Source organism: Klebsiella sp. 64 (assembly GCF_018223915.1).
Taxonomy (GTDB): Bacteria; Pseudomonadota; Gammaproteobacteria; order Enterobacterales; family Enterobacteriaceae; genus Klebsiella; species Klebsiella pneumoniae.
On sequence record NZ_JAGRQZ010000003.1, the window covers coordinates 345,904 to 366,948 of the forward strand.

The 21,045-nt window shown below is 55.7% G+C and carries 19 protein-coding genes and 1 pseudogene; 17 read left to right on the forward strand and 3 right to left on the reverse strand.

Annotation, left to right across the window (positions count from 1 at the left end):
- Positions 1–10: 10 nt before the first annotated feature.
- Positions 11–979, reverse strand: a complete 969-nt coding sequence (locus KHQ23_RS04805; RefSeq protein WP_029602250.1) for a hypothetical protein — start codon at positions 977–979, stop codon at positions 11–13.
- Between the two features lie 141 nt (positions 980–1,120).
- Here KHQ23_RS04805 and hsdR point away from each other — a divergent pair, with 141 nt between their 5' ends.
- The 4 genes from hsdR (at position 1,121) to symE (ending at position 7,387) form a co-directional block, all read left to right on the forward strand.
- Positions 1,121–3,550, forward strand: coding sequence for an EcoAI/FtnUII family type I restriction enzme subunit R (gene hsdR, locus KHQ23_RS04810; protein WP_032435528.1), 2,430 nt, complete (start codon positions 1,121–1,123; stop codon positions 3,548–3,550).
- A 74-nt stretch (positions 3,551–3,624) separates the two neighbouring features.
- A complete protein-coding gene (locus tag KHQ23_RS04815) occupies positions 3,625–5,094 on the forward strand; it encodes an N-6 DNA methylase (RefSeq protein ID WP_029602248.1) in 1,470 nt (489 codons plus the stop codon).
- Positions 5,094–6,836, forward strand: coding sequence for a restriction endonuclease subunit S (locus tag KHQ23_RS04820; protein ID WP_211776928.1), 1,743 nt, complete (start codon positions 5,094–5,096; stop codon positions 6,834–6,836). Before KHQ23_RS04815 ends, KHQ23_RS04820 begins: the two co-directional genes overlap by 1 nt.
- A gap of 215 nt (positions 6,837–7,051) precedes the next feature.
- Positions 7,052–7,387, forward strand: coding sequence for an endoribonuclease SymE (symE, locus tag KHQ23_RS04825; protein ID WP_029602246.1), 336 nt, complete (start codon positions 7,052–7,054; stop codon positions 7,385–7,387).
- Between the two features lie 55 nt (positions 7,388–7,442).
- Here symE and fosA read toward each other — a convergent pair whose 3' ends face one another.
- Positions 7,443–7,865: a FosA5 family fosfomycin resistance glutathione transferase gene (gene fosA, locus KHQ23_RS04830; RefSeq protein WP_029602245.1), complete on the reverse strand. Its 423-nt coding sequence runs from the start codon at positions 7,863–7,865 to the stop codon at positions 7,443–7,445.
- Entirely contained in the window at positions 7,859–8,767 is a 909-nt protein-coding gene (locus tag KHQ23_RS04835) for a LysR family transcriptional regulator (RefSeq protein ID WP_211776929.1), read from the reverse strand. The genes fosA and KHQ23_RS04835 overlap by 7 nt, the downstream gene beginning before the upstream one ends.
- An 86-nt stretch (positions 8,768–8,853) precedes the next feature.
- Between KHQ23_RS04835 and KHQ23_RS04840 the strand changes: the two genes are divergently transcribed.
- The 13 genes and pseudogenes from KHQ23_RS04840 to KHQ23_RS04900 all read left to right on the forward strand — a co-directional run.
- Positions 8,854–9,636, forward strand: a complete 783-nt coding sequence (locus KHQ23_RS04840; RefSeq protein WP_032422054.1) for an NAD(P)H-dependent oxidoreductase — start codon at positions 8,854–8,856, stop codon at positions 9,634–9,636.
- Between the two features lie 141 nt (positions 9,637–9,777).
- Positions 9,778–10,362, forward strand: a pseudogene (locus KHQ23_RS04845) (TetR/AcrR family transcriptional regulator).
- A gap of 21 nt (positions 10,363–10,383) precedes the next feature.
- Positions 10,384–11,187 carry a winged helix-turn-helix domain-containing protein gene (locus KHQ23_RS04850; RefSeq protein WP_004182815.1) on the forward strand — a complete coding sequence of 268 codons (804 nt, stop codon included), beginning with the start codon at positions 10,384–10,386 and terminating at the stop codon, positions 11,185–11,187.
- Positions 11,184–11,702, forward strand: a complete 519-nt coding sequence (locus tag KHQ23_RS04855) for a FidL-like protein (protein ID WP_004182811.1) — start codon at positions 11,184–11,186, stop codon at positions 11,700–11,702. Before KHQ23_RS04850 ends, KHQ23_RS04855 begins: the two co-directional genes overlap by 4 nt.
- Positions 11,703–12,148: 446 nt before the next feature.
- On the forward strand, positions 12,149–12,427 hold the full coding sequence (locus KHQ23_RS04860) for a BMC domain-containing protein (protein ID WP_004182810.1): 279 nt from the start codon (positions 12,149–12,151) through the stop codon (positions 12,425–12,427).
- A gap of 17 nt (positions 12,428–12,444) precedes the next feature.
- On the forward strand, positions 12,445–12,729 hold the full coding sequence (locus KHQ23_RS04865) for a BMC domain-containing protein (RefSeq protein WP_002442227.1): 285 nt from the start codon (positions 12,445–12,447) through the stop codon (positions 12,727–12,729).
- Positions 12,730–12,741: 12 nt separating this feature from the next.
- A complete protein-coding gene (locus KHQ23_RS04870; protein WP_004146125.1) occupies positions 12,742–13,020 on the forward strand; it encodes a BMC domain-containing protein in 279 nt (92 codons plus the stop codon).
- A gap of 53 nt (positions 13,021–13,073) precedes the next feature.
- Complete coding sequence (locus KHQ23_RS04875) at positions 13,074–14,675, forward strand: acetaldehyde dehydrogenase (acetylating) (protein ID WP_050484963.1); 1,602 nt, start codon at positions 13,074–13,076, stop codon at positions 14,673–14,675.
- A gap of 25 nt (positions 14,676–14,700) precedes the next feature.
- Positions 14,701–14,967, forward strand: coding sequence for a EutN/CcmL family microcompartment protein (locus KHQ23_RS04880; RefSeq protein ID WP_004182807.1), 267 nt, complete (start codon positions 14,701–14,703; stop codon positions 14,965–14,967).
- An 8-nt stretch (positions 14,968–14,975) separates the two neighbouring features.
- Positions 14,976–16,157: a 1-propanol dehydrogenase PduQ gene (locus KHQ23_RS04885; protein ID WP_019704343.1), complete on the forward strand. Its 1,182-nt coding sequence runs from the start codon at positions 14,976–14,978 to the stop codon at positions 16,155–16,157.
- 131 nt (positions 16,158–16,288) lie between these two features.
- Positions 16,289–19,675 carry a choline trimethylamine-lyase gene (gene cutC / locus KHQ23_RS04890; protein WP_004182805.1) on the forward strand — a complete coding sequence of 1,129 codons (3,387 nt, stop codon included), beginning with the start codon at positions 16,289–16,291 and terminating at the stop codon, positions 19,673–19,675.
- Between the two features lie 85 nt (positions 19,676–19,760).
- A complete protein-coding gene (cutD, locus tag KHQ23_RS04895) occupies positions 19,761–20,708 on the forward strand; it encodes a choline TMA-lyase-activating enzyme (RefSeq protein WP_004182804.1) in 948 nt (315 codons plus the stop codon).
- A 12-nt stretch (positions 20,709–20,720) separates the two neighbouring features.
- A partial coding sequence (locus KHQ23_RS04900) for a BMC domain-containing protein (RefSeq protein ID WP_040213616.1) occupies positions 20,721–21,045 on the forward strand: 325 nt, incomplete at its 3' end.

A 21,045-nucleotide genomic window follows, 5' to 3' on the forward strand; every position in this document is an offset into this window, starting at 1 on the left:
GACGTATCTATTATTTTAACCACGCTGGAATATTATATTCAGGTAAGTACTCGACTGCATAAGAATCGTTCCTATTGCTACCTTTTTGACAAGTAAGCTCATAGAAACCCCATTTATCATTTTTATCTGAATAAAAAACGGTATATTTATCAGTATTAAATCCAAAGTATTTTTCATTTTTATTCTTCACTTTTAGCTCACCGCATTTTGCTTCATCACGCCATTCATAATTGATGGTTCTGTTTAACACATAATAAGCAGCATCACCAAACAGTTTAGGAACAAGGAGAAACAAAAAAACTGACATAATAAAGGCACCGGTTAATGTGAATATTCGATACCCTTTCGCTTTATCACCGTAAGTGATAAACAATCCATAACAAATTGGCTGTGATAACCACAAGAAGAACATAAGAAATGCTGTGGCTTTCCAGCAATATTCTAACCATGGAGAGGACGATAGTTCCAGATTACTAATTTGCCAAAAAATACTGGCTGAATAGCTACTGGTAAATGTAAACACACCTGAAAATACGGTAACCGCCAGACCGATTATTTTAAGAGTTTTTGCAGTATTATTTCTAGCAATATCTAAAATCGTCAAAATACTGCTAATGAGGATTAGGAGCGAAAATAAAATCGCTAACCAATACGTTATAGTGTTAACAAAAACATTAGCAGACAACAATAAAAGCAAAAAAATTGACCATGCAGTTAGCGATAGAATGCCAGCAAATTGAGTCAGCAAATGGTCATTGCATGTACGTACAAAAAATCCAATATATTCCTTAAGCCGAGACTCTTGAGTGCAAGCGAAAATTAAAATAGATATAAAAAGAAACGCAACCAGATAACTTTTCAACGGAAATTTATAGGGAATTAAATAGATGGCGATCGCTCCGTAGATAACTACCGCAGAGTCTAATTTTTTCTGTTTGAAATGTTTAAGAAAGGATTTCCAAATCTTGAAAATTTCCATATTAAAACCTTATATGTTGGGTACAGGATTCACGAACTCATCCAAAACAGAGACTTAAGACAAATAATGCACATTGAGTGTAATGATTTCATCTGATTTTGTGTGTAGAATTTGCGCATCGCTATTTGATGAGAATCCCCAATGGCTGACCTGAACCTGAGTACCCTGACGGAAGCAGATATCATCACCAAACGCGTTCTGCCCGCCATCCTCGATGCCGGCTGGAGTGACACAACGCAAATCCGACAGGAGGTCAAACTCCGGGACGGTAAGGTCATCGTGCGCGGCAAAGTCGCGGCGCGAAGAACGGTGAAATCCGCCGATATCGTGCTGTATTACAAGCCGGGCATTCCGCTGGCAGTGATTGAAGCCAAAGCCAATAAACATGAAATTGGTAAAGGGATGCAGCAGGGAATTGAATACGCGCGCCTGCTGGACGTTCCTTTTGTCTTCGCCACCAACGGCGATGGTTTTATCTTCCGCGATGCCACGGTTGCTGACGGCGAACTAATGGAAAAACCGATTACCCTCGGCGAATTCCCTTCTCCCTCGGAACTGTGGCAAAAATTGTGTTTATCAAAAGGCTACACCGAAGCCCAACTTCCGGTAATTACCCAGGACTACTACGACGACGGCAGCGGCAAAGCGCCGCGTTATTACCAGCTACAGGCCATCAATAAAACCATTGAAGCCGTTTCCGGCGGGCAGAACCGCGTTCTGCTGGTGATGGCGACCGGAACGGGGAAAACCTACACCGCCTTCCAGATAATCTGGCGCTTATGGAAAGCGAAAAGTAAGAAGCGGATCCTGTTCCTCGCCGATCGCAATATTCTGGTCGATCAGACCAAAAACAACGACTTCCTGCCGTTTGGCACGGCAATGACCAAGGTCACCGGGCGCACCATCGACCCGGCATTTGAAATCCATCTCGCGCTGTACCAGGCCATCACCGGCCCGGAAGAAGATCAAAAAGCCTTTAAACAGGTGGCCCCGGATTTCTTTGACCTGATTGTGATCGACGAATGCCATCGCGGCAGCGCCTCGGAAGACAGCGCATGGCGCGAAATCCTCGACTATTTCAGCGCCGCCACGCAGATTGGCTTAACCGCCACGCCGAAAGAGACTCATGAAGTCTCCAGCACCGACTACTTCGGCGACCCGGTATATATCTACTCGCTGAAAGAAGGCATCGAAGACGGCTTCCTTGCCCCTTATAAAGTGGTGCGCGTCGATATCGACGTTGATCTCCAGGGCTGGCGCCCAACTAAAGGCCAGACGGATAAAAACGGCGAGCTGATCGACGACCGTATCTACAACCAGAAAGATTTTGATCGCACGATGGTGATTGATGAGCGCACCGAACTGGTGGCGAAAACCATCACCGATTACCTCAAGCGCACCAACCCGATGGATAAAACCATCATCTTCTGTAACGACATCGATCACGCGGAGCGGATGCGCCGCGCGCTGGTCAATCTCAACCCAGAGCAGGTCAAGAAGAACGACAAGTATGTGATGAGAATCACCGGTGATGACGACATCGGCAAAGCCCAACTGGATAACTTTATTAACCCCAAAAAGGCCTATCCGGTTATCGCCACTACCTCCGAACTGATGACCACCGGCGTCGACGCAAAGACCTGCAAACTGGTGGTGCTGGACCAAAACATTCAGTCGATGACCAAATTCAAGCAGATCATCGGCCGCGGCACCCGCATTGATGAACGCTACGGTAAGCTGTGGTTCACTATTCTCGATTTTAAAAAGGCCACTGAACTGTTCGCCGACGAGCGCTTTGACGGCATCCCGGAAAAGGTGATGGACACCACGCCGCAAGATATCGCCGACCCGGAGTCTGATTTTGAAGAGCAGTTCGACGAGCACGAAGAAGAGACCGAAGACGATGTCATCGGCGCCGATGAAGATCCCGCGCCGTATACCGTTACCGGTTCAGATGATGTCGGCCCGCTGCCGGAAGACGACGAGAACAAAGTGCGCAAGTTTCACGTTAACGGTGTTGCCGTCGGCGTGTTTGCCCAGCGCGTACAGTATTACGATGCCGACGGCAAGCTGGTCACCGAATCCTTCAAAGACTACACCCGCAAAACGCTGCTCAAAGAGTACGCCTCGCTGGATGATTTCACCCGCAAATGGCAGAGCGCCGAGCGCAAACAGGCCATCATCAAGGAACTGGAGCAGCAGGGGATTATCTGGGAAGTGTTGGCGGAAGAGGTCGGTAAAGAGCTAGACCCGTTCGACATGCTGTGCCACGTGGTGTATGGTCAGCCGCCGTTAACCCGCAAAGAGCGGGCGGAGAACGTGCGTAAACGCAACTACTTCACCAAATACTCCGACGCCGCGCAGGCGGTGCTGAATACGCTGCTGGATAAATACGCCGATGCGGGCGTGCAGGAAATAGAGAGTATTCAGGTGCTGAAGCTTAAGCCGTTCGACAGCATGGGTACGCTGCCGGAGATCATTAAAAGCGGATTCGGCGACCGTAACGGGTATAATCAGGCCATCAGCGAGCTGGAGAGCGAAATCTACCACCTACCGCCCCGCTCCGCGTAACCTTTCCCCCTTTGCGCCTTCTGCTGCCACCGTGTAGCAGAAGGCCTTATTGTTAATGAAACATGGAACACATCATGTCAATCAGCTCGGTTATCAAATCATTACAGGACATTATGCGCAAAGACGCCGGCGTGGACGGCGATGCGCAGCGCCTCGGCCAGCTCTCCTGGCTGCTGTTTCTGAAAATCTTTGACGCCCAGGAAGAGGCGCTGGAACTGGAGCAGGATAACTACCAACTCCCCATTCCGCAGCGCTACCTGTGGCGCACATGGGCGGCGAACGCCGAAGGCATCACCGGCGATTCCCTGCTGGAGTTCGTCAACGATGACCTGTTCCCAACGCTGAAAAACCTCACCGCCCCCATCGATAAAAATCCGCGCGGCTTTGTGGTCAGACAGGCGTTCAGCGATGCCTATAACTACATGAAAAACGGCACCCTGCTGCGTCAGGTGATCAACAAGCTCAACGAAATCGACTTCACCAGCGCCAGCGAGCGCCACCTGTTCGGCGACATTTACGAACAGATCCTCAAAGATCTGCAATCGGCGGGCAATGCCGGTGAGTTTTATACCCCGCGCGCCGTCACCCGCTTTATGGTCGATCGCGTCGATCCGAAGCTCGGCGAGTCGATTATGGACCCGGCCTGCGGCACCGGCGGCTTCCTCGCCTGCGCGTTCGATCACGTAAAAAACAACTACGTGAAGAGCGTGGCCGATCACCAGACGCTGCAACAGCAGATCCACGGCGTGGAGAAAAAACAGCTCCCGCACCTGCTGGCGACCACCAACATGCTGCTGCACGGCATCGAAGTGCCGGTGCAAATCCGTCACGACAACACCCTCAACAAGCCGCTGTCGTCGTGGGATGAACAGCTGAATGTGATCGTCACCAACCCGCCGTTCGGCGGCACCGAAGAAGACGGCATCGAGAAGAACTTCCCGGCAGAGATGCAGACTCGCGAAACGGCGGATCTGTTCCTGCAACTGATCGTTGAAGTGCTGGCTAAAAACGGCCGCGCAGCGGTGGTGCTGCCGGACGGCACGCTGTTTGGCGAAGGCGTGAAAACCAAAATCAAAAAGCTGCTCACCGAGGAGTGCAACCTGCACACCATTGTGCGCCTGCCGAACGGCGTGTTTAACCCGTACACCGGGATCAAAACCAACCTGCTGTTCTTTACCAAAGGCCAGCCGACCAAAGAGATCTGGTTCTACGAGCACCCGTACCCGGCGGGCGTGAAGAACTACAGCAAAACCAAGCCGATGAAGTTTGACGAATTCCAGGCCGAGATCGACTGGTGGGGCGACGAGGCCGACGGCTTCGCCAGCCGCGTCGAGAACGAACAGGCGTGGAAGGTCAGCATCGACGAGGTGATTGCCCGCAACTTTAACCTCGATATCAAAAACCCGCACCAGGCGGAAACCGTCAGCCACGATCCGGACGAACTGCTGGCACAGTACGCGAAGCAGCAGGAAGCAATCCAGACCCTGCGCCACCAGTTGCGCGATATCCTCGGCGCGGCGCTCTCCGGTAAGGAGGCCAACTGATGGCGGTGGAAAAACTGATTGTCGATCATATCGACACCTGGACCACGGCGCTGCAAACCCGCTCCACGGCCGGGCGCGGCAGCTCGGGCAAGATTGACCTGTACGGCATTAAGAAGCTGCGCGAGCTGATTCTGGAACTGGCGGTGCGCGGCAAGCTGGTGCCACAGGATCCGAACGATGAACCGGCGTCGGTGCTGCTGGAGCGTATCGCAGCGGAAAAAGCCGAGCTGGTGAAGCAGGGGAAGATTAAAAAGCAGAAGCCGCTGCCGGAGATTAGCGAGGAGGAAAAACCGTTTGAGCTGCCGGCGGGGTGGGAATGGGTGCGGCTGGGAACCTTATTTAACTCAATCCAGAGCGGAGGAACTCCAAGCAAAATCAACCCTGCATTTTGGGGAGGGGATATACCTTGGGCCAGCGTAAAAGACCTAGGCTCTTCGCAATATATTTCGAAAACCCAGGACTATATTACAGAGGCAGGTTTGTTATCTGGTAGTAAATTAGCTGATTCTGGAGATGTATTAATTTGCACTCGTATGGGATTAGGAAAGATTGCTATTGCTTCTTGCCCAATAGCATTCAATCAAGATTTAAAAGCAGTAAAGCTCACAAGTCATATTATTCCTAATTTTTTCTTTAATACCTATTCCACTGTAAAAATAAAAGGTACAGGCACAACAGTAGAAGGAATCAAGCAAGAACAATTGGTGAATTACATCACGGGATTCCCTCCATTTAATGAACAAAATAAAATTGTTGTTAAAGTTAAGGAGTTGATGTCTCTCTGCGACCAACTGGAGCAGCACACCCTGACCAGTCTGGACGCCCATCAACAGCTGGTTGAAACCCTGCTAACCACGCTAACCGACAGCCAGAACGCCGATGAACTGGCCGAAAACTGGGCGCGTATCAGCAAGCATTTCGACACGCTGTTTACCACCGAAGCCAGCATTGACGCCTTAAAACAGACCATTCTACAGCTGGCGGTGATGGGTAAACTGGTGCCGCAGGACCCGAACGATGAACCGGCTTCTGAGCTACTCAAACGTATTGCGCAGGAAAAAGCACAGTTGGTAAAAGACGGGAAAATTAAAAAGCAAAAACCGTTGCCGCCAGTAAATGATGAGGACAAGCTATTTGAAATTCCATTTAATTGGGAACACGTTTATCTAAATGATATATGTGAAGTGATAACTGACGGTACACATCAAACGCCCAAATATACAGATAGGGGCCGCCCGTTTATCTCTGCACAATGTGTAAAACCATTTAAATTCATGCCAGAGAATTGCCGATATGTGTCTGAAGAAGATTATCAGCAATATATAAAGAATAGAACTCCGGAGATAAATGACATTCTACTCGCCCGTGTTGGAGCGGGCATTGGTGAATGTGCAGTGATCGATGTAAATCTAGAGTTTTCAATTTATGTTAGTACTGCACTAATTAAACCAATTAAATGTCATATTAACTCAAATTATCTTTGCCTATGGCTTAATTCACCGATAGGTCGTTTGCTCTCATCACGTTATACATATGGCAAAGGTGTATCTCAAGGTAATTTGAATCTTTCATTGATTAGGACATTTGTTATATCGATTCCTCCATATAAAGAGCAAAATCTGATTGTTGAAAAAGTACGAACATATTTATCAATATGTGAGAAACTAAAATCAAAAATCCAATCAGCCCAACAAACCCAGCTCCACCTGGCCGACGCTCTCACCGAAGCTGCCATAAATTAACCAGCCCCCAGAAACCAATAAAGCGGCTAAATAGCCGCTTTATTCTCATCATCAAAAATAATATTTCTATTCATTCACGTCGTTATTTTCATTGATTTTCAGCTGGACTTTCCTTCTATTCCCTGATGATATGTACAGGTATTTTTCGCAAGGCACCCGTGCTGCAACACGAGCGCCTTGCTAATCACAACCACTATTCATAGGAAAAAGCCATCATGACTACCCCGCATTCTATTGCAGAATTCACCGATCCAGAAGTCTCCCCGGCAGTTAGTCGTCAATTAACCGTGAGTTATGCGACTCGTCATCCTGATTATCAGCGTATTCCGGCGTTGACCATGAAGGGTCAGTGGCTGGAGGCGGCAGGTTTTGCCACCAGAACCGCAGTGGATCTCAAGGTAATGAACGGTTGTATCGTGATTACCGCCAAACCAACAGAGCCGGAGCTCACCGCCGCTTTGCGTCAGGTCAGCAAGCTGTCGGCGCGTAAGCAAAAACAGGTACAGGCGTTAATCGACGCCATCGCCGGGCAAAAGCAGAAGCTGGCATAGTTTATTCTCCCCGGTGGCGCTGCGCTTACCGGGGCTACAGGTTCCCAGTTACCACTTACTCATCCTCAAAAAACACCATCCCCTTATACGGCTGTTCGCGGCAGGCGGCCAGACGCTGGGCGAGGCTGCCGACGTGTAGCTCCAGCTTGTGGCCGTCGGGGTCGAGGAAATAGTGCGAGGCGCCTTCGCTACGGTTCAACTTCCAGACCGCCACGCCGGCAACCTCAAGGCGAGCGGCGAAGCTGGCGAAATCCGCCTCGCTGATGCTAAACGCATAATGGGTGTAGTCACTCTCCTCCGGCGGTGTGATGCGCCGCTGCGGATCCAGCGACAGGCACAGCCACAGATCGCCGCAGGAGAGATAGGCGCCGCTGTCCCAGCGGGCGTGCAGCGTCATGCCCAACAGCTGCTGATAAAACGCCACGCTCGGCGCCAGCTGGCTGACCGCCAGGGTCAGGTGATTCAGTCCGCTCAGCATGTCTGCTCCTCCAGTGAATTCACAATGAACTGGCGCAGCCATTGATGCGCCGGGTCGCGGTGCCAGCGTTCGTGCCACAGCATCAGCATCTCAAAGCCGGCGACCGCCAGCGGCGGCTCGACGACTTCCAGCCCGCTCTGCCCGCGCACCAGCCGCTCCGGCAGCACCGCTATCAGATCGCTATTGCGCAGGGTCTCCAGCATAAACAGGAAATGTGGCACGGAAAGGACAACCCGCCGCGTCAGGCCAAGATTCGCCAGCGCGATATCGGTCGCCGCGCTGAAGCCGCCTCCGTCCGGGGAGACGATCGCTTGATCCAGCTGACAGAACGTTTCCAGGCTAAGCCCAGGCCGCAGCGCCGGATGCCCGGCCCGGCCCGCCAGCACGTAGCGTTCACGAAACAGCAGGCGCTGATGGAGCCCCGGCGGCGCGCCCTCGCGGGTATGGAAGAAGAGATCCACTTCATCGCTGGCCGCCTGCTGCTCCAGCCGCGCCGGCTGCAGCTCGAATACCGCCAGCCGACTGCCGGGAGAGGCCAGGCGTAGCCTGCCCAGCATCGGCAGGAGGATCGCCGAAGCCATATAGTCCGTCGCCGCCACCCGCCAGGTCTCCGCCGCCGCGGCCGGATTAAAAGGCGCCACCGGCGCCACCGCCTGCTCCAGCGCGGCTAATGCGGCGCGCAGCGGCTGGCGAAGCTCATCGGCGCGGGCGGTGGGCTGCATGCCGCGCGGGCCCGGCATCAGCAGCGGATCGGCGAAAATCTCCCGCAGCCTGGCGAGCTGAATACTTACCGAGGGCTGCGACAGATTCAGCCGCTGCGCCGCCCGGGTAACGTTGTTTTCGCTAAGCAGCACATCCAGGGTGCGCAACAGATTGAGATCCAGACGCTGTAAATTAATCACGACTATACCGGGAATTTAAGTAATTAATTTCTACTATAGCGTCAGCTTTCCTACTCTGCAGCTCTCCATACGCCAGAGGTGATATTATGAAAGTACTGCTGATTTACGCCCATCCGGAACCGCGCTCGCTCAATGGCGCGCTGAAAAATTTTGCCGTCCGCCATCTGCAGCAGGCCGGGCATGAAGTGCAAGTCTCCGATCTCTACGCCATGCGCTGGAAGGCCGGGTATGACGCCGATGACAGCGGCGCCCCGCCGGTCGGCGAGTTCTGGCGGCCGACCCTCGATTCCAAACAGGCCTTTGCCCAGGGCACCCAAAGTGCGGATATCGCAGCCGAGCAGGAAAAGCTGCTGTGGGCCGATACGGTGATTTTCCAGTTCCCGCTATGGTGGTTCTCGATGCCCGCCATCATGAAGGGCTGGATCGACAGGGTGTACGCCTGGGGCTTTGCCTATGGCGTCGGCGAGCACAGCGACAGCCACTGGGGCGATCGCTACGGGGAAGGCACTTTCGTCGGCAAGCGGGCGATGCTGATCGTCACCGCCGGCGGCTGGGCGGAACACTATTCACCGCGCGGGATCAATGGCCCCATCGACGACATCCTGTTCCCCATTCAGCACGGTATGCTGTTCTATCCCGGCTTTGAGGTGCTTCCGCCGCTGGTGTTCTACCGCACGGATAAAACCGATGCCGGGCAGTTCGCCGATCAGTGCGCCGCCCTGGCCGAGCGGCTGGACACGCTGTGGCAAACCGAGCCCATTCCATTCCGCCGGCAGAATCATGGCGATTATCTGATCCCGTCGCTGACGCTGCGCCCGGAGCTGGCGCCGGGGCAAAGCGGCCTGGCGGTGCATCTGGCAACGAAATAAACCTCAACGCGATAGCCCATCCGGGTTATCGCGTTCATTAATATGACAATTTGTGAGCCTCCACGCATTAACGGTATCCCGTCGCACGAAGCCACCTCTCATATTGATAGCGATCAAGAATAATCATACCGTCTGGTCGGTATGATTCCGGCCATGAATATGGAAGCCCAGCATCGTAAAAAAGATCCCGTCCGTCTCCACCGTCAGTTGCTTGAATCGGCAGCGATGATTGCCGGCCGGGATGGTATCGCCGCCCTGTCGCTGAACGCCGTCGCCCGCGAGGCTGGCGTGAGCAAAGGTGGCCTCCTGCATCACTTTCCCAATAAGCAGGCGCTGATTTTCGCCCTGTTCGCCCGGCTGCTGGCGATCATGGAAAAGGCGATTAGCGAACTGATGGCCGCCGATAACATCGCTTACGGGCGCTTTACCCGCGCCTATTTGCGCTATCTGTCCAACCCGGAGCTGACGGACACTCACGAAAGCCGCCAGTTGATGGTGCTGTCGCTGGCGATGCCGGACGAGCCGGTGCTGCGAAAATGCTGGCGCGACTAGATGCTGGATCACCTGGCGCAGGGCGATGCGCTGGATAACGGCCCGACCGGCACGCTGGTACGCTACGCCGCCGACGGCATCTGGTTATCGGAACTGACCGAAGGGCGCACCATGAGCAGTGAACACCGCCAGTCGCTGGTGAACGATCTGACCAAAATGACGCTTCCCGCGTGAAGCGAATAGAGTGAGGCCGCGATGCGCTACAACATCAATGCCCGTCTCATTTATGATGCAACGGACGGCACGCTTACCCTGCCCGGCAGCGATGAACCGGATAGCCAGCTATCCATCACCGCCAGCGCGCTACTCTATTTTTTTCTCCGCCATACTGGCGTCGTCAGTCGCGATGAAGTGTTGAAAAAAGTCTGGGATGATAATGGCTTAACCTCTTCCAACAGCAACCTCAATCAATACCTGAGCATGCTGCGTAAAACCTTCCGCCACTACGATATCGATAACATTATCGTCACTGTATCGCGCGGCATGCTGCAACTGAATCAGGATCTGAGCATTGAACTGCTCGATGCCGGGCCGGCGCTTACCGAGGGTGCTAATCCACCCCAGAGAGCTGTTGAAACCGTCCCTCCGGCGGCGACAACGCCGCCCACCGATTCGCCACATGCGCGCGGAATGTGCTGGTATCTGGCCGGCGGCTGTCTGCTGATCATCGCCCTGCTGCTGGTGGCATTCACTTTTGCCGGTACCCACGTCGCCCGACCGATCAATCTGACGCTGATGAACCACAGCCAGTGCGAACTGCTGGCCAGCGATGAAATGCTGCGTTCGGTTTCCGCCACGGCCTACGGTAAGAATTTCGATGAGGTGCGTCAGCGGCTGAAGCTCGGCTGCAAGCCGGGGGAGCGTTTCGTTTTCTTCTACGGCGACCGGCTGGAGACTAACGGCCTGGGCCGGGTATTTCTCGCCCACTGCGCGATGCACGAGGACAACCCGTTTAGCTATTGCGATAACTACTTTTACTACTCCTGGAAGCCGCAATGAAACTCGCGCCCCGCACCTTTTTCGCCCTTTCCGCTCTGACGTTTGTCGCCGCCGCCGGTTTTAGCGTCTGGCGCCTGCTGCCAGATGCCAACGATGGCGTGATGAGCTGCTCCACCAAAGCGATCATGCGTTTTGAAAACATGGAAAAAGAGAATGTGAACGGCAATATCCATTTTAACTTTGCCGCTAACGGCAACGGTTCGATGGTGGTGGAAGGCTATACCGATTCTGCCGCCGGCTGGCTCTACCTGCAGCGCTACGTCAAATTCAGCTACACCAGCCAACGCATCTCGGCAACCGAACGCCACTACCGCATCAAAAAGTGGGAATCCAGCGCCTCATCCATCGACGAATCGCCGAATGTCATCTTCGACTACTTCATGCGCGAAATGTCCGACAGCCATGACGGTCTGTTCCTCAACGCGCAAAAGCTTAACGACAAAGCTATCCTGCTGAGCTCTATCAACTCGCCGCTCTACATCTGCACGCTGAAGTCCGGCAGCACGCTTAACTAACCCGTCCCCCCTGAACCGCCGCGAGGAAAATGCGCCCTCGCTCACGCTCCATTATTGCCCCCTCTTTCCACGATGCTAAAAGCGCACGTTTTGCATTTAGCTTCGTCGCCAAAACATGAGCATACCCACAATTATCACGTGCCTATATTACTAACCGCTGGCAAGTAATTAGCATCTTATTAACATTCATCTCCCACCGATAAATAGCCTAAAAAAGCGCCATATCATCATAAAAATCAATACGCATAAAACAGAACGAAAAGATAAATAGAAGCCTGGATAAGGCTAAATCACAGAGTAAAAACCTAAAATATTCTTCTACACGGATTTAAATTTCACTTCCCTCCCCATTCCCTATAGTGAACTCCGAACGCCGCTTCCGCGTGTTGATGCCGTTACGCGGACGGTTTTCCCGAATCACAAAACCTGTTCTGGAGGAGATCACGATGGGTGATGCATTGGGGCTTATCGAAACCAAAGGTCTGGTGGCCTGTATTGAAGCAGCGGACTCGATGTGTAAAGCCGCCAACGTCGAACTGATCGGCTATGAAAACGTCGGCTCCGGCCTGGTCACCGTGATGGTGAAGGGCGACGTCGGCGCGGTAAAAGCGGCGGTGGATTCCGGTGTGGAATCAGCCCAGCGCATCGGCGAAGTGGTGACCTCGCTGGTCATCGCTCGCCCGCATAACGACATCAACAAAATCGTCATTAAACACAAGGCCTGAAGGCCAGGAGAACGCAAATGGGTGATGCATTAGGTCTGATTGAAACCAAAGGTCTGGTGGCCTGCATTGAAGCGGCGGATGCGATGTGTAAAGCCGCCAACGTCGAGCTTATCGGCTATGAAAACGTCGGCTCCGGCCTGGTCACCGCGATGGTGAAAGGCGACGTCGGCGCGGTGAAAGCAGCGGTGGATTCCGGTGTGGAATCGGCGCAGCGCATCGGCGAAGTGGTGACCTCGCTGGTTATCGCCCGTCCGCATAACGACATCAACAAAATCGTCTCGCATTACAAAATTGCGGACTAACGGAGAAACCTGATGAAAGAAGCGCTTGGTCTTATCGAAACCAAAGGTCTGGTGGCCTGTATTGAAGCCGCGGATGCGATGTGTAAAGCCGCCAACGTCGAATTGATTGGCTATGAAAACGTCGGCTCCGGCCTGGTCACCGCGATGGTGAAAGGCGACGTCGGCGCGGTCAACGCAGCGGTCGACTCCGGCGTGGAAGCGGCGAAACGCATCGGCGAAGTCGTCAGCTCTCGCGTCATTGCGCGTCCACATAACGACATCGAAAAAATCGCCGCGCAGCACAAAGCATGACCTGACAGGGCGCGCCCCGTCTCCACTCTTTTCGTCTGATGAAGGATAGACTCATGATTGAACTGGATAACGATTTGCAGTCCCGGCAGAACGCGCGGGAACTGGTGCGCAACGCCAAAAAGGCGCAGGCGATTCTGGCCGCCTTTTCGCAGCAGCAAATCGACGCCATCGTGAAAAACGTGGCCCAGGAAGCAGCGCACCACGCCGAAGCGCTGGCGAAAATGGCCGCGGAAGAGACTGGTTTTGGCAACTGGCAGGACAAAGTGCTGAAAAACCGCTTCGCCTCGCTGCGCGTCTACGACGCCATCAAAGATATGAAGACCGTTGGCATCATTCATGACGACCCGGTAAAAAAAGTGATGGACGTGGGCGTGCCGCTGGGCGTGATTTGCGCGCTGGTCCCCTCAACGAACCCAACCTCCACGGTTATCTACAAAGCGCTGATCGCCCTCAAGGCCGGCAACGCCATTATCTTCTCCCCGCATCCGGGCGCGCGTCAGTGCAGCTGGAAGGCGATTGAAATCGTCAAACGCGCGGCGGAAGCGGCCGGTGCGCCGGAGGGCTGCGTCGACGGCATCACCCAGCTGACGCTCGAAGCCACCTCTGAGCTGATGCACAGCAAAGACGTGTCGCTGATCCTCGCCACCGGCGGCGAAGGCATGGTGCGTGCGGCCTATGCGTCCGGCACCCCAACCATCAGCGGCGGCCCGGGCAACGGCCCGGCGTTTATCGAACGCAGCGCCGATATCCACCACGCGGTGAAAGATATCATCACCAGCAAAACCTTCGATAATGGGGTGATCTGCGCCTCCGAGCAGTCGATCATCGTCGAAGGCTGCATTTACGACGAGGTTCACCGCGAGCTGGAAGCGCAGGGCGCTTACTTCATGAATGAAGATGAAGCGGCGAAAATGGCGGCGCTGCTGCTGCGCCCGAACGGCACCATCAACCCGAAAGTGGTCGGCAAAACCGCGCTGTACCTCAGCCAGATGGCGGGCTTCTGTGTCCCGGCCAGCACTAAAGTACTGATCGCCGAACAGACCACCGTATCGCCGAAAAACCCCTACTCGCGGGAAAAACTGTGCCCGGTGCTCGGCCTGTACGTGGCAGAAGACTGGAAAGCCGCCTGCCACCGCGTGGTGGAGCTGCTGACCAACGAAGGACTCGGCCATACGCTGGTGATCCACACCCGTAATCAGGACGTCATCCGCCAGTTCAGCCTCGAAAAACCGGTCAATCGCATTCTGATTAATACTCCGGCGGCGCTCGGCGGTATCGGCGCGACTACCAACATCTCTCCAGCGCTGACCCTCGGCTGCGGCGCGGTCGGCGGCGGCTCCAGCTCCGACAACGTCGGCCCGATGAACCTGCTCAATATCCGCAAAGTCGGCTACGGCGTGCGGTCGATTGACGAGCTTCGCGCCCCGGGCAGCCGCCCTGAACCACAGCCGACCATCGTCTCACCGGCGAGCGATCCGCAGCGCAGCATTCTTGATGACGTGCGTTTCAATGCCCCGACCAGCGCCGCGCCAGCGCGCTCTGCAGGCAGCGATGACCGTTTTGCCAGCGCAGGCGCCGCCAGCATGGAAGGCGAAATCAACGAGCAAAACGTGGAACGCGTTATCCGCCAGGTGCTGGAGCGCCTCGCTAAGTAACGCACTGATATAAGGCGATAAAACGATGATTCTCGCAAAGGTGACCGGCCATGTCGTCGCCACGCAAAAATGCGATGAGCTGCGCGGCAGCAACCTGCTGTTGATCACCCGCTTAGATGACAAACAGCAGCCGATGAAGGACCAGACCTGGGTCGCCGTCGATAACGTCGGCGCCGGCATGCACGACATCGTGCTGGCGGAAGAGTACTTCGCGCTCAATAAAGAGCGCTACAAAGCGATGTCGGTGGTCGCCATTGTCGAGAAGGTGTTTCGGGACACCGAACAGGAGTGAATAGCCCAATGAGTGAATTTTTACTGAAACCGCGGATTTGCTTCGGTCAGGACGCCCTCTCGGTGCTGAACGAACTCTCCGCCCGCAGCGTGCTGCTGGTGACCGATAAAGCGATGGTGAAGTTTGGTCTCGCCGAGCGCGTCACCGCCCTGCTGCGCCAGCGCGGGATCGCCTGGCAGATGTGGGACGACGTGGTGGCGGATCCGGATATCGCCACCGTGGTGCGCGGCATGAAGCTGATGGATAACCACTATCCGGATCTGGTTATCGCGCTCGGCGGCGGTTCGGTAATCGATGCCGCCAAAGCGGTTATTTTCTCCCTGGCGCAAACCCGTCCGCAGCCTAACCGTCCGCGTCCATGCTTCGTCGCCATCCCCACCACCAGCGGCACCGGCTCGGAAGTCACCGCCTTTTCGGTGGTGAAAGCCAACGCGGAAAAGCTGGTACTGGTGGATGCGTCGCTGCTGCCGGATATCGCCATTCTTGACCCGTCGCTGGTGGCTTCGGTGCCGCCGGCGATTACCGCCGACACCGGCATGGACGTGCTGTGTCACGCACTTGAGGCCTACGTCTCCCGCGCCGCCAGCGACTTTTCCGACGCGCTGGCGGAGAAAGTGGTGCAGCAGGTATTTCGCTATCTGCCGACCTGCTGGCGCAGCGGCGACAACCTACAGGCGCGCGAAAAGATGCACAACGCCTCCTGCATGGCGGGGATGGCCTTCACCAACGCCTCGCTTGGGATAACCCACAGCCTGGCCCACGCCCTCGGCGGCGTTTTCCGCGTGCCACATGGCCGCGCCAACGCCCTGTTGATGGCGCAAGTCGTCGCCTGGAACGCCGATTTCGACGGTCAGTGCGACACCCTTGCGGCAACGAAATATGCCCGTCTGGCGCATCTGCTGGATCTGCCAGCCGCCTCGCCGCGCCAGGGCGTCGCCAGCCTGCTGGTCGCCATTCAGGCTTTAAAAGAAGAGATGAGCATGCCCTCCGGCATTAGCAACACCGGCATTGAGGCGGCTGAATTCGAACGCCGCTTGCCGGAGATGGTCGGCCAGGCGCTGCGCGACAGCTGTACCCCGACCAACCCACGCGCGCCGGACGCTAACGCGTTAACCGAACTTTATCGCCAGGCGTGGCATGGACAACAGACATCGCCCGGCGGCGCTCCGCTTGCGCGGGCCTACGGGTAACAGATAACCGGGTGATCGCTGGGTTATTTGTAGGCCGGGTAAGGCGTCAGCCGCCACCCGGCAGAAACGGACACTGTATCCACAACCGGGTTGTCATCAGCCGCGGAAAAAGAACATCTGGAGAATACTTCATGGCACACTACAACTTAACGCCGCGCGTCAAAGTGCTGGCAGACCGTTTACTCGCCCAGAAAAGCACGCTGTGCACCGAACATGCCACCACACTGAACGCTCTTGATGGCGACATCGCGGGCGTTCCCGCCGCCGTTAAACCGGCGCGCCGCTTCTATGAACTGATGCGCCAGCTGCCGCTGACCATCAGCGCCGACGAGCTGATCGTCGGCAACCAGACCCGTAAACCGCACGGGGCGATTTTCCATGACGAAAACGCGACCCGTCGTCCATCAGTTTTCCAGTTCCTCAACCTCAATAGCGAGCTGGACTCGCCGGATTACAAACTGGTGGTCGAAAAAGGCGTGCTGGCGATTAAGCACCAGTTAGAAGAGAAAACCCGCGCCCTCGGTAGCGCCGTTAGCCGCAGCGGTATGGATGAAGTCAACGGCTGCCGCGCCGCCATCTACGCCTGTGACGCCCTGCTGGCGCTGGCGCAAAATCTGGCCAACAGCGCCGAACAGCTGGCGGCCGCGGAAACCAATGCTTATCGCAAAGCCGAGCTGCTCGATAGCGCGGCCATTCTGCACCACGTTCCGGCCCATCCGGCGCGTAATTTCAAAGAAGCCTGCCAGGCGTTCTATCTGTTCCAGCTGGCGCTACAGCTGGATAACGGCAGCTATGCGGTTAACCCGCAAGGGGCGGATATCGCGCTACTGCCTTACTTCCAACGCGATATCAACAGCGGCGCGCTCAATACCCAGCAGGCCTATGAGATCGTGGAGTGCCTGTGGTTCAAGCTGGCGGAACTGAGCGAAGTCCGCGCCGCCTGCGCCATTGACGGCTATCCGATGCTCGACGCTATGCTGCGCGGCGCCACTTTTGACAATGCCGAAGTGAACGAACTCTCGGCGATGTTTATCAGCGCCCAGCGCAACCTCAGCGCGCTGAATCTGCCGGTACGTCTGTTTAGCAGCGTACAGCCGGTCAGCCACGCGCCGTTCGCCGCCTGCGCCGACACGCCGGCGATGGAAGGCTTAACCCCGCGTATGCAGCGTCTGCGTAACCACTACCTGACGGTACGCCCGAGCGTCTCTATCTATCGCGCGCTGGCTTTTACCGAAGTGGTCAAAGCCAACCCGGGCATGCCGACCATTCTGCTGCGGGCGAAAGCTTTTCGCCACGCCTGCGAAACCGCGCCGATTCTGATTCAGGACGATGAGCTGATCGTCGGCCATCCGTGCGGCAAGCCGCGCGCGGGCGCCTTCTCGCCGGATATCGCCTGGCGCTGGGTGCGCGACGAGCTCGACACCATGAGCACCCGCCCGCAGGATCCGTTTGAAATCAGCGAAGCAGATAAAAAAACCATTCGCGAAGAGATCGTCCCATTCTGGGAAGGCCGTTCGCTGGATGAGATTTGCGAAGCGCAATACCGTGAGGCTGGAGTCTGGGCCTTCAGCGGCGAGACCTTCGTCAGCGACCTCTCCTATCACCAGATTAACGGCGGCGGCGATACCTGCCCGGGCTACGACGTGCTGCTGTTCACCAAAGGGATGAACGGCATTAAAGCCGATGCCGAGGCGCATCTGGCCAGCCTGAGCATGGAAAACCCGGAAGATATCGACCGCATTTACTACTACAAAGCGGCGATTGAAACCTGTGAAGGGGTGGTCAACTACGCCCGCCGCATCGCCGCCCATGCCCGCGAACTGGCGGCTAAAGAGCAAAACGCCCAGCGCCGCGCCGAGCTGCTGACCATCGCCGACGTCAACGAAAACGTGCCAGCCAATCCGCCGAAGACCTTGCAGGAAGCGCTGCAGAGTATCTGGACTGTCGAATCCCTGTTTGAAATCGAAGAGAACCAGACCGGGCTGTCGCTGGGACGCGTCGACCAGTACTGCTACCCGATGTTCGAAGCCGATATCCGCGAAGGCCGCCTGACCCACGACACCGCGCTGGAACTGCTGCAGGCGTTCATCATCAAATGTGCCGAACTGATGTGGATGTCGAGCGAGCTGGGAGCGAAATATTTCGCAGGTTATCAGCCGTTTATCAACCTCACCGTTGGCGGCCAGAAACGTAGCGGCGGCGATGCCTGTAACGATCTGACCTATCTGATTATGGACGCCGTGCGCTTCGTGAAGGTTTACCAGCCGTCGCTGGCCTGCCGTATCCACAACCAGTCGCCGCAGAAATACATGGAAAAAATCGTCGACGTGGTGAAAGCGGGGATGGGCTTCCCGGCCTGCCACTTCGATGACTCCCACATCAAGATGATGCTGCGCAAAGGCTTCGATTTTGAAGACGCCCGCGATTACTGCCTGATGGGCTGCGTTGAACCGCAAAAATCCGGGCGCATCTACCAGTGGACCTCCACTGGCTACACCCAGTGGCCTATCGCTATCGAGTTCGTGCTCAACCGCGGGCGGATGGTGCTGTTCGATAGCTATCAGGGGCTGGATACCGGCGACCTGCGCGACCTGCGCACCTTCGACGAATTCGACGCGGCGGTGAAACAGCAGATCGCCCATATCGTGCGCCTGTCAGCCATCGGCACCGTCATCAGCCAGCGCGTCCACCGCGATGTGGCGCCGAAGCCGCTGATGTCGCTGCTGGTCGAAGGCTGCATGGAGAGCGGCAAAGATGTCGCCGCCGGCGGCGCGATGGTCAACCACGGCCCGGGGCTGATTTTCTCCGGCCTGGCGACCTACGTCGACTCGATGGCGGCGATCCGCAAGCTGGTGTTCGAAGAGAAGAAATACACCCTTGAGCAGATCCGCGATGCGCTGCTGGCCAACTTTGAAGGTTACGAAGCGCTGCGCCGCGACTGCCTGAACGCGCCGAAATACGGTAACGACGATAACTACGTCGACCAGTACGCGCTGGATATTACCGAATGGACCGAAAAAGAGTGCCGTAAGTACAAGATGCTCTACTCGACCCTCAGCCACGGCACCCTGTCTATCTCCAACAACACGCCAATCGGCGAGCTGACCAACGCCACGCCGAACGGCCGCCTGGCGTGGATGCCGCTCTCCGACGGCATCAGCCCAACCCAGGGCGCGGATAAACAAGGCCCGACGGCGATTATCAAGTCGGTCAGCAAGATGAACGTGGAAACCATGAACATCGGCATGGTGCACAACTTCAAGTTCCTCAAAGGGCTACTGGATACCCCGGAGGGGCGCCATGGACTGATTACCTTGCTGCGTACCGCCTCGATTCTCGGCAATGGCCAGATGCAGTTCAGCTATGTCGATAACGAAGTGCTGAAGAAAGCGCAGCAGGAGCCGGAGAAATACCGCGACCTGATCGTCCGCGTCGCCGGCTATAGCGCCTACTTCGTCGAGCTGTGCAAAGAGGTCCAGGACGAGATCATCAGCCGTACGGTGATTGAGAAGTTCTAGCTCTCTTAAAGAGAATTAAATGAGCTGTATTTGAGAAATAACCGGAAGTTCTCCGTCCCGTAACGGGACGGAGCGGGAGGCAAGCGTGATCGCAAAACAAGAATTAACGGGCCGAATTTTCAATATCCAGAAATATTCGATCTATGACGGCGATGGCATTCGCACGCTGGTGTTTTTTAAGGGCTGCAACATTCGCTGCCCGTGGTGCGCCAACCCGGAAGGGCTGAACAGCCAGTTCCAGGTGATGTTCTCGCACGACAAATGCATTAACTGCGGCGACTGCGTCAGCGTCTGTCCGGCGGGTATTCATTATCGGGCGGAAGAGAATGGCGAAATGAAGCACTTCGTCGACCGCAATAAAGACTGCATCGGCTGCCGCAAATGCGAAGAGATTTGCACCCAGAACGCGCTGGACATTATGGGCAAGGACGTCACCGTCAGCGAGCTGATGGAGATCATCATGCAGGACTACGACTTCTATATCTCCTCCGGCGGCGGCGTCACCATCGGCGGCGGCGAGATGAGCCTGCAGACCGATTTTGCCGTCGCCTTATTTCGCGAATGCAAAAAGATGATGATTAACACCGCCGTCGAAACCCAAGGTACCACCCCGCTTGCCAACTACCAGAAGCTGGCGCCGGTCACCGACACCTTCTTATTCGACATAAAGCAGATTAACAGCGAACACCACAAGGCGATGCTCGGCATCGGTAACGAAGGGATCCGCCGCAATCTCGAATGGCTGGTGGATTCCGGCGCCAACGTCATTGTGCGTATGCCGCTCATTCGCGGCTACAACGACTCATTCGACGCCATTACCGGCGCCATTGATTACGTACAGAAGCTGGCGAAGCGTGGAAATATCCGCCGCATCGACATGCTGCCGTACCACCAGTTGGGACGCAAAAAGTACGAACGCCTGGATATGCCCTACCCGATTACCCAGGACCCGTCTTATTCACCGGACGAACTGGACCGGCTGGAAACCTTCTTCCGGCAATTTGATTTTGATATTCGCTTAGTCCGCCATTAACAGGAGCCGACCATGAAAAGTTTAGGCGTAATTGAAACGCGAGGATGGGTCGCCGCCATTCAGGCCGTCGACGCCGCCTGTAAAGCTGCGGGAGTGACCTGCATTGGCTATCGTAAACCAGGCTCCGGGCTGGTGAGCGTCTGCTTTGAAGGGGAGATCAGCGCCATCCACACCGCCATTGAACGCGGCGTGGCGGTGGCAGGCGCCGAGCACACCGTGAAGTCATTGGTGATTGCCCGCCCGGAGCGCTGCGTGGTTGAAGCGTTAAGCAACCTCAAAGGCAACCCGCCGCCTGCGAAAAAAGCGGCCGAACAGGTGGTTATCCCCGCCCCGGAAC